Here is a 16,551-nt window from a genome sequence, read left to right on the forward strand (position 1 = left end):
TGAGCCCGTGGACACGATCATGGTCCGCGGCTATGCTTGCCGAAAGTGGCCCAGAAGACTTTTACCGATGAAATCAGGCCAAACGATGAAGGCACGTGGATACGCCGTGCACCCCAAGGAAATCGCCGTCCTGGCGTTCGACCGCATCAGCCCGTTCCACCTGTCGGTGCCGTGCGTGGTGTTCGAGGATCGCGCCTGGGCCGGGCTGCCCTCGTACCGGCTGCGCATCTGCGCGGGCGAGGCGGGCCGGCGCCGCGGATTGCGCACCACCGCCGGATTTGCCGTCCAGACCGAATGGACACTGAAGGATGCTGCGCACGCCGACGTGCTGATCGTGCCGTCGTGGCGCGATCCGCAGGAACCGCCGCCCGCGGCGATGCTGGACGCCGTGCGTGCGGCGCACGCGCACGGCGCCACGGTGGTGGGCCTGTGCCTGGGCGCGTTCGTGCTGGCCGAGGCGGGCGTGCTGAACGGCCACCGGGCCACCACGCACTGGAGCGCGGCCGACGTGTTCGCGCGCCGCCACCCGCAGGTGAAGCTGGTGCCGGACGTGCTGTACGTGGATGCAGAAGGCGGCCGGCTCGTCACCTCTGCCGGCACCGCTGCCGCAATCGACTGCTGCCTGCACCTGGTACGCCGCTGGCACGGTGCGGAAGTCGCGAACCGCATTGCGCGGCGGCTGGTGGTCGCGCCGCATCGGCAGGGCGGGCAGGCTCAATACATCGAGCAGCCGCTGCACGATGCGCCGGGCGGCGACCGCCTCTCCGAGCTGCTGAACTGGATCGTGGCGAACCTGGCCGAGCCGCACAGCCTCGACTCGCTGGCCGCGCGCGCCGCGATGAGTCGGCGCAACTTCACGCGGCGCTTCAGGGAGTTGACGGGGACAACCGCCCAGCAGTGGCTGCTGGGCCAGCGCCTGGCCTACGCGCAGCGCATGCTGGAGACCACGCAGCTGCCAATCGAGGCCATCGCGCAGCACGCGGGCTTCGGCAGCGCAGTTTCGCTGCGGCAGCATTTCAGCCAAGCGTACCGCACCTCGCCGAGTGCGTACCGCGCGGTCTTCACACGCGGCTGAATCGATCGCGGTTCAGTTCACGCCCCCTCCTCTTTGGTCCATGCCTCCTGCGCCAGCCTCTCGAACTGCTTGCGCAACAGGTGCTTTTGCACCTTGCCCGTCGAAGTGGCAGGCAGCGCGTCGACGAAGTGGATCAGCTTGGGCACCTCGAAGCCGCCCAGGTGCGCGCGGCAGTGGGCGGCCAGCGCCTGCTCGTCCAGCTCGGCGCCGGGCTTCTTCACCACGAAGGCGCAGACCGCCTCGCTCCAGCGCGGGTGCGGCAGGCCGATGACGCCGCAGCCGGCCACGCCGGGGTGGCCCAGCAGCACGGCCTCGACCTTGACGCTGGCGACGTTCTCGCCGCCGGTCTTGATCATGTCCTTCTTGCGGTCCAGGAACATCAGCTGCCCGCCCGGCCCCCACATGCCCAGGTCGCCCGTGTGGTGCCAGCCGAAGCGCTGCGCGGCGGCGCTGGCCTCGGGGTCCTTGAAGTAGCCCAGCATGGCGTTGGCGCCGCGGTGCACGATCTCGCCCGGCTGGCCTTCGCCCAGCAGGCGGCCTTCGTCGTCCATCACCGCGGTCTCGTTGTGCGGCAGGGAAAAGCCCCAGAAGTTGCCGCCCAGCCCGGGGTGCTCCATGGGCTTGAAGGTCATGGTGCCGGGGTACATCTCGGTCTGCCCGGTGGCCAGTTGCACGTTGGGCGTCATGCGTTCGGCGATCACCTGGATCAGCGCGTCGGGGATGGGCGCCATGGCGTAGATCGCCAGGCGCAGCGAGGGCGCGCGAAACGCCGGGTCCGCCAGCAGCGCGCCGTACATCATGGGCAGGCCGGTGAAGAGGGTGTACTTCTCGGCGGTGATGCTGGCGCGCACCTCGTCGGGCACGAAGCCGCGCAGCAGCACCGCGCAGGCGCCCGCCATGTGCGCCGTGGCCACCAGGGTGTGCTGGGCGCAGTGGTACAGCGGCAGCAGGGCCGAGAACACGTCCTGCTCGGTGATGCCGAAACCGGCCATGTTGCCCATCAGCGCCGCTGCCACCGAGGCGTGGCTGTGCACCGCGCCCTTGGGGTGGCCGGTGGTGCCGCTGGTGTACATGATGAGCGCGGGCTGCTCGCTGGTCATGTCCAGCTCGGGCAGCGCATCGCTTTGCCCGTGCTGCGCCTGCGCCAGCGTGCGGGCGTTGGCGACGGCCGTCTCCGTGCCCGCGGCCATGGTGATGAACAGCGGCACCGCCAGGCGCGCGAGCAGCTCGGCCATGCCGGGGGCGGCGTGCAGGGCTTCGTCCACCACCACGGCGGACACTTCGGCGTGGCGCAGGATGTAGTCGATCGCGGCCGGGTCCAGCCGGGTGTTGACCGGCACCCAGACGTTGCCCGACTTGTGGATGCCGTTGTAGGCCACCACCATGTCGGCCGAGTTGGCACAGAGCATGCCGATCTGGTGGCCGCTGCCCAGGCGTTCGAGCAGCGCATGGGCAAAGCGCGAGCTGCGCGCGTCGAGTTCGGCGTAGTCCATGCGGACGTCGCCGTGCACCACGGCGGTGCGGCGGGGGAATTTGAGCGCGCTGCGGTGGATCAGGTCGCCCAGCGCCACGCGGCGGATGCGGCGCAGCTCTGCGGATGGGGTCATGGCTATCACGGCGGTGTCTCCTTGTCTGAGGGTGAAGAGGGTGGCTCTTGCTGCGCGGCGGCGCGGATCATGGGCGTGAGCATGTTCTGCGCCCCGCCGTCGCAGGCGATGACGGCGCCCGACAGGTAGCTGGCCGCGTCGGAGCCGAGGAACATCGCCAGGTTGGCAATGTCCTGCGGCGTGCCCATGCGCCCCAGCGGCACCAGGGCGCGCACCAGCGCGTCGCCCTCCTCGCCCTGGGGCGCGAGGCGCTTCATGCCTTCGGTGCCTTCGATGGGCCCGGGCGTTATCACGTTCACGCGCACGCCCGCCGCGCCCCATTCCAGCGCCAGCACGCGCGCGAACTGGTCCACGCCGGCCTTGGCCGCACCCACGTGCGACTGCCCGGGCATGGGTACCACCGCCTGCGGCGCACTGATGAAGATGACGCTGGCGCCGGGCTTGTGCAGATGCGGATAGGCATGGTGCGCGACGTGGAAGCTGCCGATCAGGTCGATGTCCACCACCACCTTGAAAGCGTTGGCGGACATCTCGCTGGCCTGCGCCAGGAAGTTGCCCGCCGCGCCCGAGACCAGCACGTTGATCGGCCCGTGGCGCGCCACTGCCGCCGCCAGCGCCGCGCGCACGCAGGCTTCGTTGCGCACGTCGCAGACCACGCCGAAGGCCAGCCCGCCCAGCGCCGTCATCGCGGCATTCACGTTGACCTGCTTGCGGCTGGCCACGGTCACGCGCGCGCCCGCCGCCGCAAAGGCCTGCGCTATGCCCAGATTGATGCCGGTGGTGCCGCCAAAGACCATCACATGGCAACCGGAATAGTCGAACCGGACCTTCATGCTTTGACTCCCCAGTGCGCCGGCACGCGCAGCGGCATCGCCAGCAGCATCTGCGCCATGCCCTTGCCGAGCGCGTCGTTGTTCAAGCTGGCCATGCCGCCCCCGCCCAGAGCCTGCGTGCAGACGAAGTTGAAGGCGGCAATGCCGGGCACCTCAAAGCGCGTGACCGTGCCCTTGACGGCATGGGCCAGATGCGCCTTGACGGCCTCCGTGGTGAGTTGCTCGCGCAGCAGGGGCAGCCATTCGGGCCGGCGCGCGATCACGCCGATGTTGGAGGTGTCGCCCTTGTCGCCCGAGCGCGCCCAGGCGAGGCGGATCAGCGGGACTTCGATGGTGCCGGTTTCTTCTGTATTGATAGCTTGTGGTGCTTGCCCAGCAAGCGTTTGGGGCCAATTTGACACCTGACCCTTACCCCTGCCCTCTCCCAGAGGGAGAGGGGGAAATACTGGCGGGGTTGATCGCCCTCGCCCCTCTGGAGAGAGGGAGGGGTGAGGGGCTGGCAGCGCCACTTCCGTTCCATCAAGCACCACCCGCGCCGCCACCCGCCCCTTGTCGAGCAAGAACGCGTACTGCCGTATCAGCGGCGAGACGGCCGCGCGCCCGCCCGCCCCGGTGGTGCCCGGCGCCCATGAGGTGCCCGCGGGCGCCACCTCGCGCGCCAGCAGTTGCAGCGCGGCCTTGTCCGCGTGGCGCGCGCTGATGCGCAGCACCGCCTCGCGCGTGTGCTGCACCGCCGGGTTTGCCAGCGGCCCCCAGCCGCTTTCGGCCCCCAGCACCTCGATGTGCGTGGCGGAGAACGGCGCCAGGCCCTGGGCCGCGAGCAGCTCGCCCACGCGGGTGAAGATGGCCTCGCCGGTGCGCCGCGCCTTGGCCACCGCGTCCATGCCGACGATGGTCAGTTGCGCCGAGGTCTTGTAGCCGTCCATGTAGGTGGCGCAGACCTTGTAGCTGGCGGGCGCGGGCAGGCCGCGCGCGCCGCTCACGTGCACGCGCTCGGGCCCGGTCTGCGCCATGCGCACCTGCGTGAAGTCGCAAACCACGTCGGGCAGCAGGTAGGCCGCGGGGTCGTGGATCTCGTAGAGCATCTGCTCGGCCACCACCTGCGGCGCGAGCAACCCGCCCGTGCCTGCGGGCTTGGTGACGGTGAAGCTGCCGTCCCGGGCGCACTCCACGATGGGGTAGCCGATGTGCGCCCAGTCGGGCACCCGCTCCCAGTCGGTATGCAGCCCGCCCGTGCCCTGGCAGCCGCATTCGATGATGTGGCCCGCAAGGCTCCCGCCCGCCAGGCGGTCGAGCTCATGCGCCTGCCAGCCGAAGTCATGCATCAATATGCCCAGCGTGACGGCCGAATCCACGCAGCGGCCGGTGACGACGATCTGCGCTCCGGCATCGAGCGCCGCCTTGATCGGCAGCGCGCCCAGATAGGCGTTGGCGGTGACGACGCGCGCGGGCAGCGGCGCGCCGCTTTGCAGCTCGGCGACGGGCGGGTCGCTGGCGCGCAGCTCGGGCAGCAGCGGCATCACGTCGTCGCCGGTGACGACGGCGACGCTGACCTGCACGCCCAGCTCGGCGGCCAGCTCGCGCAGCGCCTGGGCGCAGCCTTCGGGGTTCACGCCGCCGGCGTTGCTGACCACGCGGATGCCGCGCGCCACCACGTCCTTCAAGACCGCGCGCATCGCCACGGTGACGAAGTCGGTGGCGTAGCCCAGCTCGGGCTTTTTCATGCGCGCGGCGGCGAGGATGGACATGGTGAGTTCCGCCAGGTAGTCAAAGGCGAGGTAGTCCACCTGGCCGCTGGCCACGAGCTGGGGCGCGCCCACGCTGGAATCGCCCCAGAAACCGCTGGCGCCGCCAATGCGGACCACTTTGCTCTCGTTCATCGTCCACTCCATAGCGGTGCGCGTTTTTCGCGAAAGGCCGCCTGGCCCTCGCGCGCGTCCTCGGTCAAGGCGAACAGGCCGATCTGGCTTTCGGTGAAGGCGATCGACTGCTCGAAGGGCAGCGCCTCCAGGTGCTTCATCAGGTAGAGCCCGCGGCGGATGGCGGCGGGGGATTTGTCCACGATGCGCGCGAGCAGTTTTTCCACCGCCGCATCCAGGTCTTCAGCCACCTCGTTGACCAGGCCGATGGCCAGCGCCTGCCGCGCGCCGATGGCCTCGCCGGTGATGCACAAGTCCGCCAGCGCGCGCCGCCCGATGAGGCCCTGCAGCACGGAGAGCACCTGCGCCGGGAACACGCCCACCTTGACCTCGGGCAGGCCAAAGCGCGCCTGCGGCGCGGCGATGGCCAGATCGCACATCGCCAAAAGTCCCATGCCGCCCGCCATGCACGCGCCGTTCACGCGCGCGATGAGCGGCACGTGCGTGGCGTGCGCCGCGCGCAGCAGGTTGGCAAAGCCCTGCCTGGGCTCGGCGTAGTCGAACGCAAAGCTTTTGCCGGTCTGCAAATCCGCACCCGAGCAAAACGCCTTCTCGCCCGCGCCGGTGAGCACGATGGCGCGCAGGTCGCGATCCTGGTTGGCGTTCGCGAGTTGCTCGATGAGCCCCTCGACCACCGCCGCGCTCATTGCGTTGCGGCGCTCGGGGCGGTTGATCGTGAGCCAGAGCACCGCGCCGTCGCGGCGCGCGAGCAGGTCATCGGCAGGCAAGGCGGTTTCAGTCATGCTGCTGCGCTTTCTTCAGATCCACGGGTTAACCAGCGCCACGCCGGTATGTACGTATCCACCCTCATCGCGCGTGACCACGGTGAGACCATGCTGCAAGGCCGTCGCGGCGATGATGAGGTCGGGTTGCGGAAAGGTATGGCCTGCCTTGCGTCCGGTTTCCACCAGCAGGCGCCACTTGAACATCACGTCCTCGCTCACCGGCAGCACGCGACCTTCGAACATCGGGCGCAGGCGCTGCTCCAGCCAATCGCGCAGCGCGGCACGTCTGGCCAGATCTTCCACACGCTCGATACCGAAGCGGATCTCGGCGAAGGTGACGGCACTCACATAAAGACTTTCCAGCGGGCGCACACTGACGAAGCGCACCACCTTGGGCTGCGGGCGCGGACGGCGCAGCTCCGAGAGCACATTGGTATCGAGCAGCCAGGCCGTCACAGCGCCACGCCCCGCACGGGCGCACGCACCGGCTCGCCCAGCTGCAGCTCGACATCGGCCCCCGGCGAGGCCCGCAGCGCATCGACCAGCGCCTTGCCGGTCTGCGCGCCCTGCATGCGCCGGAACTCTTCCGCCGCGACAACCACCACTGCCTCGCGGCCATGCACGGTGACGTGCTGCGGCCCCTCGCTGCGCACGCGGCGCACGAGCTCGCTGAAGCGCGCCTTCGCGTCCTGCAGCAGCCAGCGATCGGGCAGCGCGGTGGCGACTTGTCCGGGTGGCTGACGTGGTGATGTGGTATTTGTAGTCATACTGACCAGATTAACATTAGCGGCGATGGCGGGCAAGGCAGACTCAAAACCCCCATTGCTTGGCAGCCAATTCCTTCATGATTTCCTCGGTGCCGCCGCCTATCGTCACCACCTTGACCTCGCGGTAGATGCGCTCGCAGACGGTGCCGCGCATGTAGCCCATGCCGCCCAGAATCTGCACGCCGGCGTCAGCGCAAAACTGCATGGTCTGCGTCGCCTGGTTTTTCAGCGTGCAGACCTCGGCGACCCAGTCCGGGCCCATGTCGCCCGCATCCGCGCGCGCCGCCACCGCATCCAGCCACGCGCCGCTGGCGCAGATGCGCTGGCGCACGTCCACCAGCTTGTGGCGTATCACCTGGTGCTGGGTGAGCGGCTGGCCAAAGGCGGTGCGCTGGCGCGCCCAGGCGAGCGCCTCGTCAAAGCACGCCTCGGCGAAGCCGATGGCGCCCGCTGCCAGGCCCAGGCGCTCGCCATTGAAATTGCCCATGATGGCCTTGAAGCCCGCACCTTCACGGCCCAGCAGATAACGCGCGGGGACGCGCACACCGTCAAAACGCAGGTGCGCGGTGTCCGACGAAAGCCAGCCCATCTTGTCCAGGCGCGTGCGCGAAAGACCAGCCGCATCGCCCGTCACCACGATCAGGCTGATGCCGCCCGCGCCCTTGTTGTCTGGATCCGTTCGCACCGCCAGCGTGAACCAGTCGGCGCGCATACCGGAAGTGATGAAGATTTTTTCGCCGTCGATGACGTACTCATCACCCTCACGGCGCGCCGTGGTCTTGAGCGCGGCCACGTCCGAACCGCCGCCCGGTTCGGTGATGCCCAGCGCCGCGATCTGCTCGCCCGCGAGCACCGGCGGGATGACTTCGCGCTTGACCGCGTCGCTGCCCAGCGCCACCACGAGTGGCAGTGCGATGTTGTGCGAGAAGAGACTGGCCTGTACCCCGCCCGACGCACCGTGGCGGCACAGCGTGCGCCAGACCGGCATGCGCAGCGCATAGGGCGCGCTGGTGCCGCCCAGCTCCTCGGGATAGCCCAGGCCCAGCAGGCCAAGGCCGGCTGCGCGCTGGTAGAGCTTGCGCGGAAATTCACCCGCCGCATCCCACGCGCTCACGTGCGGCGCGATCTCGCTCTTGCAAAAGCGCTCGACCGAGTCGCACAGCGCGGCCGTGGCTTCGCGCAGTTCCTCTGCATTCATCGCCGTCATGCCTCCTGTTTCGCGGCGGACGGCGCAAAGCGCAGCAGCACCTGCCCGGGCGCCACCTGCTGGCCGACTTCCACCAGCACCTCGGCCACCGTCGTGGCGGTACGCACCGAGAGGCTGTGCTCCAGCTTCATCGATTCGATCACCAGCGTCGCCTCGCCCGCCGCCAGCGCCTGGCCCGGCTGCACCGCAATGCGCACCACGCGGCCATTGAAGGCCGCTTTCAATTCAGTAGCTGCCAGCGCATTGCCTGCGCCTGCTTGCGGCAGATAGCTCACATCGTCGAACCACCAATCCACCGCACCCGCCTGCGCATGCCAGCGCTGGCCGCCATCACCACCAGGCACCGGCACGGCGCGCACGCGCTGGGTGATGCCGTCCTCAGTGCAACGCAGACTGCCATCGGGCAAGGGCTGCACCGCCACATCGCGCGCGCGGCCATCCGGGCCTGTGATCCGCAAGCCACCCGAGCGCACCCGGACCGCCAACGCGCTCACCTGTTCACGGTGCATCAGGCGGCGGGGGGCGGCGAAGGGGCAGGCCAGGTGGGTCTGCGGGTGAGCAACGTGGGTCGGGTCAGGCTGCAGGCCCTCACCCCTGCCCTCTCCCAGAGGGATAGGGGGAAATACCGCCGCCAAGCCATATGTAGCGTGCGCGGCAAGCTCTTTTTCAAGGAGCGCCGCACGCAGCGCGTCACCGTGCTCATCAAGGAAGGAAATCAGCGCCTGCCCGGCCTGAAAGCGCGCATCGTTCAGGCACTCGATCAAAAAGCCGCGGTTCGTCGGCAGGCCCAGCACCTCGGTCTGCGCCAGCGCGGCGATGAGCCGGTCGATCGCGGCTTCGCGCGTGGCGGCGTGCACAATGAGCTTGCCCAGCATCGCGTCATAAAACGGCGTGACCTCGCTGCCAGCCTCGATCGCGTGATCAAAGCGCAGCGGCGAGCGCGCGAAGTGGCTTGCACACGGCACTTCGGCAAAGTGCGCGATGCGCCCGGCGTGCGGGGTGTAGTTCTCGTCCTCGGCGCACAGGCGCACTTCGATCGCGTGGCCGGTGAGTTGCACCTGCTCTTGCGTGAGCGGCAGCGCCTCGCCGCGCGCCACGCGGATTTGCCATTCGACCAGATCGAGGCCGGTGATCGCCTCGGTTACCGGGTGCTCGACCTGCAGGCGGGTGTTCATCTCCATCAGGTAGAAGGCATCGCCTTCCAGCAGAAACTCCACCGTGCCCGCGCCCACATAACCCGCGCCTTGCGCCAGCGCCACCGCGCACGCCCCCATGCGCGCGCGCAGCTCGGGCGAGACGGTGGGCGAAGGCGCTTCCTCGATGATCTTCTGGTGGCGGCGTTGCACCGAGCAATCGCGCTCGCCCAGATGTATGCAGCGGCCGAGCGCATCGGCAAACACCTGCACCTCGACGTGGCGCGGCTGCATCACCGCGCGCTCGATCAAGAGCTCGCCGTTGCCAAACCCGGCCAGCGCCTCGGAGCTCGCACTTTGCAGCGCGGCAGGCAGATCGCCCGCCTGCATCACCAGCCGCATGCCGCGCCCGCCGCCACCGGCGACGGCCTTGACCATCACCGGGTAGCCGATCTTTGCCGCCTCCTCGCTGAAGCGCTCGGGCGACTGGTCTTCGCCCGCGTAACCGGGCAACACCGGCACGCCCTGCTGCACCGCCAGCCGCTTGGCCGCGCCCTTGTCGCCCAGCGCGCGGATGGCCGCAGGTGGTGGGCCGATCCAGATGAGGCCAGCCTCCTGCACCGCCTGCGCAAACGCCGCGTCTTCGCTCAAAAAACCATAGCCGGGGTGGACGGCATCAGCCCCCGTGGCCTTGGCGGCGGCGAGCAGCTTGTCCACACGCAGATAGCTCTCGGCCGAGGTGTTGCCGCCCAGTGCAAACGCTTGCGTCGCCTCGCGCACGTGCAGCGCATCGGCGTCGGCATCGGAATGCACCGCGACGGTGGCGATGCCCATCTGCCGCGCGGTGGCAATGACGCGGCGGGCAATCTCGCCGCGATTGGCGATCAGTATCTTTTTCATGCGCTCTCCTGCATGACTCCCTCCCCCGCTGGGGGAGGGCAGGGGTGGGGGCCAGCGGCGTTCGCAGCCACAACAAAACTCCGCAAGGCGCAAGCCGCCTCCATCCCTGCCTTCCCCCAAAGGGGGAAGGAGCAAGTCAAGCGCGCGCTCATGCCGCGCTCCGCTTGGCCATGCCCATGGTCTTGGCGATGATGCCCATCATCACCTCGTCGGCGCCGCCGCCGATCGAGCCCAGCCGCCCATCGCGGTACAGGCGCGAGACGCGGTTGTCCCAGGTAAAGCCCATGCCACCCCAGAACTGCAAACAGGTGTCGGCCACCTCGCGCGTCAATCGCCCAGCCTTGAGCTTGGCCATGCTCGCCCACTGCAGCACGTCCTCGCCCGCCACATAGCGCTCGCAGGCCGTCCAGGTCAGCGCGCGCAGCGCCTCGACCTCGGTTTGCAGTTCCACCAGCTTGAACTGCACCCATTGCTGATCGAGCAAGGTGCTGCCGAACATCTGGCGCTGGCGCGTGTACGCGATGGTCTCGCGGATCGCCACGTCCAGGCCGGTGATCGCATTCGCCGCCGCCCACAGGCGCTCTTCCTGGAACTGCTGCATCTGGTAGATGAAGCCTTGGCCCTCCTGGCCGATCAGGTTGCGCGCGGGCACGCGCACTTCGTCAAAGTAGATCAGGCCGGTATCGCTGGCGTTCATGCCGATCTTGCGGATCTTCTGCGCCACCGTTATCCCCTTGGTCAAGTGGCCGTTCGGGCCGTCGCGCATGGGCACGATGATCAGGCTCTTGTTCTTGTGCATCGGCCCCTCGCCGGTGTTCACCAGCATGCACATCCAGTCGGCCTGCAGGCTGTTGGTGATCCACATCTTCTGGCCGGTGATCACGTAATCGTCGCCATCGCGGCGCGCGCGGCTGGTGATGCCCGCCACGTCGCTGCCCGCGCCTGGCTCGGACACGCCGATGCAGCCCACCATGTCCCCCGCGATCGCCGGGGCGAGAAACTCGCGCTTGAGCGCATCGCTGCCAAAACGCGCTAGCGCCGGAGTGCACATATCGGTCTGCACGCCCACGGCCATGGGAATGGCGCCGCAGTTCACCAGCCCCATGGTTTCGGCCATCAGCATGCTGTAGGAATAGTCCAGCCCCATGCCGCCGTATTCCACCGGCTTGGTCAGGCCCAGCAGGCCCAGGTCGCCCAGGCCCTTGAAGACCTGGTGCGCGGGGAAGATCTCCGCCGCCTCCCATTCATCCACATGCGGGTTGATCTTTTCGGCGATGTAGCGCTTGAGCGTGTCGCGGATTTGTTCGTGGTCGTGGGTGAGTTTCATCGGAGGTCTCTGGTTAGGTGTGTGACACCCTCCCCCTTTGGGGGAGGGTGGGGTGGGGGCTCGCGCAGCACGCCGGCCGCAGCGCCATGCAAGCCCCCATCCCGGCCTTCCCCCAAAGGGGGAAGGAGAAAAGCGGGTACGCGCTCACATCCGCGCCACGCCAAACTGCATCGGCCGCACCTGGCGTGCCACGCCTTCGGCAATCGTGGAAAGGCAGAAGCCAAGCACCACGCGGGTGTCGCGCGGGTCGATCACGCCGTCGTCCAGCAGGCCGCCGCTGGTGTAGAACGCATCCTGCTGGCGCTCGAACATCTGCACGATGGCATCGAACTGCTTTTGCAGGCGCACGGCGTCGGGCTCCAGGCCTTTGCGCCGGTAGCCCTCCTCGGCCACGATGCGCATGGTGCCAGCGGCCTGCTCGCCGCCCATCACGGCGGTGACGGCGCTGGGCCAGGTGAAGAGAAAGCGCGGCGCGTAGCCCCGGCCGCACATGCCATAGTTGCCCGCGCCAAAACTTGCACCGCACTGGATGGTGAGCTGCGGCACCGTGGCGTTGGTCACCGCCTGGATCATCTTGCTGCCGTGCTTGATGATGCCGCCCTGCTCCATCTCCTTGCCCACCATGTAGCCGGTGGTGTTCTGCAGATAGACGATGGGCTGGCCGAGCTGGCACATCCACTGGATGAAGTGCGTGGCCTTGTTGGCACCGGCGATGTCGATCGGCCCGTTGTTGGTGATGATGCCCACCGCATGCCCCTGGATAGCCGCCTGCGCGCAGACCGTGGCCATGCCGTAGCCGCTCTTGAACTCCAGCAGCGCACCGCCATCGACGAGGCGCGCCGCCACCTCGCGCATGTCCACCGGCTCGCGGTGGTGGGCGGGCATCAGCGTGAGCAGCTCGTCCACCGGCCAGGGCGGCTCCACGAAAGAGATTGAGCGTTGAGGGTTGAGCGTTGAGCGTGGGAGAGCAGACGCTGAACGCTCAACGCCGGGCGCCCAACCCAACTGCGCCACCACGCGCCGAGCCATGCCCAGCGCCTCGCGGTCATCGCGCGCCAGGTATTCGCCCAGACCCGAGACGGTGGTGTGCATCAGCGCGCCGCCCAGTTCTTCCTCCGTTGCCACCTCGCCGGTGGCGGCCTTGAGCAGCGGCGGGCCGGCCAGAAAGGCGCGCGAGCGGCCTTCGACCATGATCACGATGTCCGACAGCCCCGGCATGTAGGCGCCGCCCGCCGTGCCCGAGCCATGCTGCACGGTGATGACCGGAATGCCTGCGCTGGAGAGCCGCGCCAGGTTGCGAAACAGGCTGCCGCCATCGATGAAGGTGTCGACCTTGTAGTCCGCCAGATTCGCGCCCGCGCTCTCCACCAGGTGGATGAAGGGCAGGCGCTCCTGCAAGGCGATCTCCTGCACCCGCAGCACCTTGTACAAGCCCATGGGCACGAGCGCACCCGCATCGATGCCCGAATCGCTCGCCACCACCATGCAGCGCGTGCCGGCCACAAAGCCTATCCCCGCGACCACGCTGCCGCCGGGGATGGATTGCGCGGCATCGTCGGTATCGCGCAGATAGCCGGCCAGTGTGCACAGTTGCAGCCAGGGGCTGCCGGGATCGAGCAGCAGTGCGATGCGCTCGCGCGGCAGCAACTGCCCGCGCTTGGCAAAGCGCGGCCCGGCCTTGGCGGAGGTCTGCGCGGCGCGCTCTTCCAGCGCGCGCAACTGGTCGATGCGCGCGAGCATCTGCGTGCGGCGCGCCTGCGCCGCGCTGCCGGCGGCGTTCCAGCCGGATTCAAACGGTGTTGTCATGAAGCGTCCTTGACCGGCATGCCGAACGGCCCGAGCTTGAGCCCTGCCGCCTCGGCCACCTTCCATTGCACGGCGCGCGCACGCACCAGCCCCTCGTGCTGCCGCAGCCGCTCCCAGTAGGCGGCCACCTGCGGCGTGAATTGCGCGCTCAGCCCGAGTTCATGGGCCAGCAGCAGCGCATAGCCCACCGAGACATCAGCGACGGTGAAGCGCCCGGCGCACAGCCACGCGCGATCGGCCATCGCCGCCTCGATGGCGCGCAGCCGCGCCAAAAACCACTGCGCGTAATCCTGTGCCACCTGCGGCTGGCGGCGCTCGGGCGGCTCCAAGCGCGAGTAGCGCAGCACCAGAGTTTGCGGGAAGGTCAGTGTCGCCTCGCCGAAATGCAGCCAGTTGAGGAACGCACCGTAGTCCGGCTCATCCACCGCAACCGCCAGCGGCGAGGGGCCGTAGCGCGTGGCCAGATACTGGCAGATGGCGCTCGATTCAGTCATACGCACGTTGCCATCGAGCAGCAGCGGGATGGTGCCCAGCGGATTTTTTTCCTTGTAGCCGGACGCAAACGCTCGCGGCGGGAAGGGCAGCACATGCAGCTGGTAGGGCAGGCGCATGGTCTCCAGCACCCACAAGGGGCGCAGCGAGCGCGCGTCGATGCAGTGGTAGAGCGCACCAAGGGGTCAGCGGCCGCGCCGCCAAAAAAGAGCGCGAGAGCGTCCTCGGTCAGTTGATCGAGCGTGCGCGCGCCGCGCCGGTCAAACCACTGCACAGCCCAGTTCAGCGCGCCAAAAATGAACAGCCGGGCCACGGCCGGCTCGGCCTGCAACGCGCCCTGCCGCGCCAGCGCGGTGAGCACCGGCATCCAGATGGCTTCATACCCGTCCTTGACCTTGGAGACGCCTTTCTTTTGCGCCGCCGTGAGCGAACGCCACTCATACAGCATCACCGGGATGAAGCCGCTGCGCGGGCCGAGCAGGATCTCGAAATGGTGGCGCACCAGGGCGCGCATCTGCGTACGCGCATCGGCACCCGCCACCGCCTGCAGCGCCTGCTGCTGGCTGGCGCTGGCCATCTCCATGCCCTCGCGCATTACGGCGTAGAGCAATGCGCTCTTGCTCTTGAAATAGTAGAACGGCGAGCCGCTGTGCATGCCCATCGCAGCGGCAATGTCGCGCGTGGTGGTGGCTGCATAACCCTTGACCAGAAACAGCCGCGCCGCCTGCTCCATGAGCTCGAGGCGGCGGCCGTTGTCGTCTGCGTCGCTCTTGCGCGGCCGACCGCGCGGGCGGTGAGCCAGTGCATCGACAGCAGGAGCAAGAGCCGGAGAGCGATCCATCCGGGCAGGATAGCAAAGCCGTTTTATTTAATCAAGCACTTGCTTGGTAAAAATATCACGACTGGCATCCGGCCATTGCATGCTCACCCACGCCCACCGGCGCGCAACTGCACGCCCGCCAGGCTGGGGGCTGTCAGACGCTCGGCGCTGCTGCCTGCACGCACCGGCGGCGCCAGGCGCCCGGCATTCCAGTCGGCCAGTGCGGTTTCGATTTCGGCCTGCGTGCGGGCGACGAAATTCCACCAGATGATCAAGCCTTCCTCCATGGGCTCGCCGCCCAGCAGCAGGAATTGCGCCGCACCATCGCAGGCCAGCGCCAGTTCGGCACGCCCCGGCGCAAGGTAAAGCCACTCACCCGGCGCCAGGGCCTCGCCCGCCACCTGCGCACTGCCGCGCAGCACCATCACGGCGTATTCGAACTCCGGGCGCAGCGCCACCGTGGCGTTGGCCGCTTGCGCCGCGCTGAAGTCGATGCCCACCAGCGGCGTATGCACCTGCGCCGGTGCCTGCAGGCCAAAGGCCTCGCCGGCGAGCAGCATCGCCCGAAAGCCGCCCAACGCCACCTGCGGCAGATCGGGGTAATGGGCAAACGCGGGTTCGCAGCGCGCCTGGCTGCGCGGCAGCGCAATCCACAACTGCGCCGCATGCGCCGTGGCGCCGTCGTGCAGGGAATCTTCGGTATGCGCAATGCCGCGCCCGGCGGTCATCAGGTTGACCTCGCCAGGGCGGATCACCTGCTCATTGCCCAGCGAGTCGCGGTGCACCACCTCACCCTCGATCATCCAGGTGAAGGTCTGCAGCCCGATGTGCGGATGTGCGCCGACATGCATGCCCTTGCCCGGCGCGAAATGTACCGGGCCGAGGTGGTCGAGAAAGCACCAGGCGCCCACCGTGCGGCGTGCGCGGTGCGGCAGGGCGCGCGTGATGCGGGTGTCCTCCCCGATCACGGCAGCGCGTGAGGCATAGCGCTGCGGAGGAATGTTGGTGACCATTGCCCACCCTCCTTCACTGCAGGCGGCCAAAGCGCCCGTGGTTGAAATCATCGACCGCCTGCACCAGCTCCTCGCGCGTGTTCATCACGAAGGGGCCATAGGCCGCAACCGGCTCATCGATAGGCTCGCCGGAGAGCACCAGCAGCTTGGCGGCGTCCGCCGCTTGCAGCGTCAAACCCTCTCCCGCCGTGGAAAGCGTAGCCATTTGCGACGCGCCGACAGCTTCGCTGCCATTGATGCGCACCTGGCCCGCCAGCACCACGACCAGCGTCGTCCAGCCCTCGGGTTGGGGCAGCTCCAGCGTCTGCCCGGCGGCGATGCGCACGTCCAGCACGTTCATCGGCGTGAAGGTGCGCGCCGGGCCGCGCACCGCGCCCACGCTGCCGGCGATCACGCGCACATGGCCGCCGGGAAGCTCGGCCAGCGGAATCTGCGCATCGGTGATGCCCTGGTAATGCGCCGGCGTTTCCTTGTCTTTCTTCGGCAGGTTCACCCAGAGTTGCACCATCTCGAACGGTCCGCCTTGGGCGGCGTAGTCGCGCGAGTGAAATTCCTCGTGCACGATACCGCCGCCGGCCGTCATCCACTGCACATCACCCGCGCGGATCACGCCACCGGCGCCGGTCGAGTCGCGGTGCTCGACCTCGCCGGCGTAGACGATAGTCACCGTCTCGAACCCCTTGTGCGGATGGCTGCCCACGCCGCGGCGCTGGCTGGTGGGCGTGAATTCGGTCGGCGCGGCGTAATCCAGAATCAAAAAGGGGCTGCGCTCGGCCACGCCAGCGCCGCTGTAGCCGAACATGCCATGCACCGGAAAGCCGTCGCCCACCCAATGGCGCAGCGGCGCGGCGTGGGTGGAAAGCACGGTCTTGCGAACGAGAGTGGCGGCTTCGGTCATGGCTGGTTCCTCAGGCAGTGCATCCGCGA

General features: G+C 68.5%; 14 protein-coding genes and 1 pseudogene. 1 reads left to right on the forward strand and 14 read right to left on the reverse strand.

All coding sequences use genetic code 11. The features are described 5' to 3' along the window. Positions 1-67 precede the first annotated feature (67 nt). On the forward strand, positions 68-1,075 hold the full coding sequence (locus ABS45_RS14480; protein ID WP_291556535.1) for a helix-turn-helix domain-containing protein: 1,008 nt from the start codon (positions 68-70) through the stop codon (positions 1,073-1,075). A gap of 17 nt (positions 1,076-1,092) precedes the next feature. Here ABS45_RS14480 and ABS45_RS14485 read toward each other — a convergent pair whose 3' ends face one another. From ABS45_RS14485 to ABS45_RS14550, 14 genes and pseudogenes are all read right to left on the reverse strand, one after another. Continuing rightward, a complete protein-coding gene (locus ABS45_RS14485; RefSeq protein WP_291556537.1) occupies positions 1,093-2,682 on the reverse strand; it encodes an AMP-binding protein in 1,590 nt (529 codons plus the stop codon). A gap of 5 nt (positions 2,683-2,687) precedes the next feature. Continuing rightward, complete coding sequence (locus ABS45_RS14490) at positions 2,688-3,515, reverse strand: SDR family oxidoreductase (protein WP_146912886.1); 828 nt, start codon at positions 3,513-3,515, stop codon at positions 2,688-2,690. Then, positions 3,512-5,395 carry an acyclic terpene utilization AtuA family protein gene (locus ABS45_RS14495; RefSeq protein WP_291556542.1) on the reverse strand — a complete coding sequence of 628 codons (1,884 nt, stop codon included), beginning with the start codon at positions 5,393-5,395 and terminating at the stop codon, positions 3,512-3,514. The genes ABS45_RS14490 and ABS45_RS14495 overlap by 4 nt, the downstream gene beginning before the upstream one ends. After that, entirely contained in the window at positions 5,392-6,177 is a 786-nt protein-coding gene (locus ABS45_RS14500) for an enoyl-CoA hydratase/isomerase family protein (protein ID WP_291556544.1), read from the reverse strand. Before ABS45_RS14500 ends, ABS45_RS14495 begins: the two co-directional genes overlap by 4 nt. Positions 6,178-6,192: 15 nt before the next feature. Beyond that, on the reverse strand, positions 6,193-6,615 hold the full coding sequence (locus ABS45_RS14505; RefSeq protein WP_291556546.1) for a type II toxin-antitoxin system VapC family toxin: 423 nt from the start codon (positions 6,613-6,615) through the stop codon (positions 6,193-6,195). Next, the gene (locus tag ABS45_RS14510; RefSeq protein WP_291556548.1) at positions 6,612-6,926 is read right to left on the reverse strand and encodes a type II toxin-antitoxin system prevent-host-death family antitoxin; all 315 of its coding nucleotides are present in this window, start codon (positions 6,924-6,926) and stop codon (positions 6,612-6,614) included. The genes ABS45_RS14505 and ABS45_RS14510 overlap by 4 nt, the downstream gene beginning before the upstream one ends. Before the next feature lie 43 nt (positions 6,927-6,969). Continuing rightward, on the reverse strand, positions 6,970-8,124 hold the full coding sequence (locus ABS45_RS14515) for an acyl-CoA dehydrogenase family protein (RefSeq protein ID WP_291557266.1): 1,155 nt from the start codon (positions 8,122-8,124) through the stop codon (positions 6,970-6,972). A 5-nt stretch (positions 8,125-8,129) separates the two neighbouring features. Further along, positions 8,130-10,166 carry a biotin carboxylase N-terminal domain-containing protein gene (locus ABS45_RS14520; RefSeq protein WP_291556550.1) on the reverse strand — a complete coding sequence of 679 codons (2,037 nt, stop codon included), beginning with the start codon at positions 10,164-10,166 and terminating at the stop codon, positions 8,130-8,132. Between the two features lie 148 nt (positions 10,167-10,314). Further along, complete coding sequence (locus ABS45_RS14525) at positions 10,315-11,493, reverse strand: acyl-CoA dehydrogenase family protein (protein WP_291556552.1); 1,179 nt, start codon at positions 11,491-11,493, stop codon at positions 10,315-10,317. A gap of 144 nt (positions 11,494-11,637) precedes the next feature. Beyond that, on the reverse strand, positions 11,638-13,299 hold the full coding sequence (locus ABS45_RS14530; RefSeq protein WP_291556554.1) for a carboxyl transferase domain-containing protein: 1,662 nt from the start codon (positions 13,297-13,299) through the stop codon (positions 11,638-11,640). Beyond that, entirely contained in the window at positions 13,296-13,910 is a 615-nt protein-coding gene (locus ABS45_RS14535; protein ID WP_291556556.1) for a glutathione S-transferase family protein, read from the reverse strand. The genes ABS45_RS14530 and ABS45_RS14535 overlap by 4 nt, the downstream gene beginning before the upstream one ends. An 86-nt stretch (positions 13,911-13,996) precedes the next feature. Then, positions 13,997-14,632 (reverse strand): annotated as a pseudogene (locus ABS45_RS14540) (TetR/AcrR family transcriptional regulator); the annotation flags it as partial. 83 nt (positions 14,633-14,715) lie between these two features. Next, positions 14,716-15,624 carry a pirin family protein gene (locus tag ABS45_RS14545; protein ID WP_291556557.1) on the reverse strand — a complete coding sequence of 303 codons (909 nt, stop codon included), beginning with the start codon at positions 15,622-15,624 and terminating at the stop codon, positions 14,716-14,718. 13 nt (positions 15,625-15,637) lie between these two features. Next, on the reverse strand, positions 15,638-16,522 hold the full coding sequence (locus ABS45_RS14550; RefSeq protein ID WP_291556559.1) for a pirin family protein: 885 nt from the start codon (positions 16,520-16,522) through the stop codon (positions 15,638-15,640). Positions 16,523-16,551: the final 29 nt, after the last annotated feature.

It is taken from the genome of Comamonas sp. SCN 65-56, assembly GCF_001724135.1.
Classification (GTDB): Bacteria; Pseudomonadota; Gammaproteobacteria; order Burkholderiales; family Burkholderiaceae_C; genus Comamonas_C.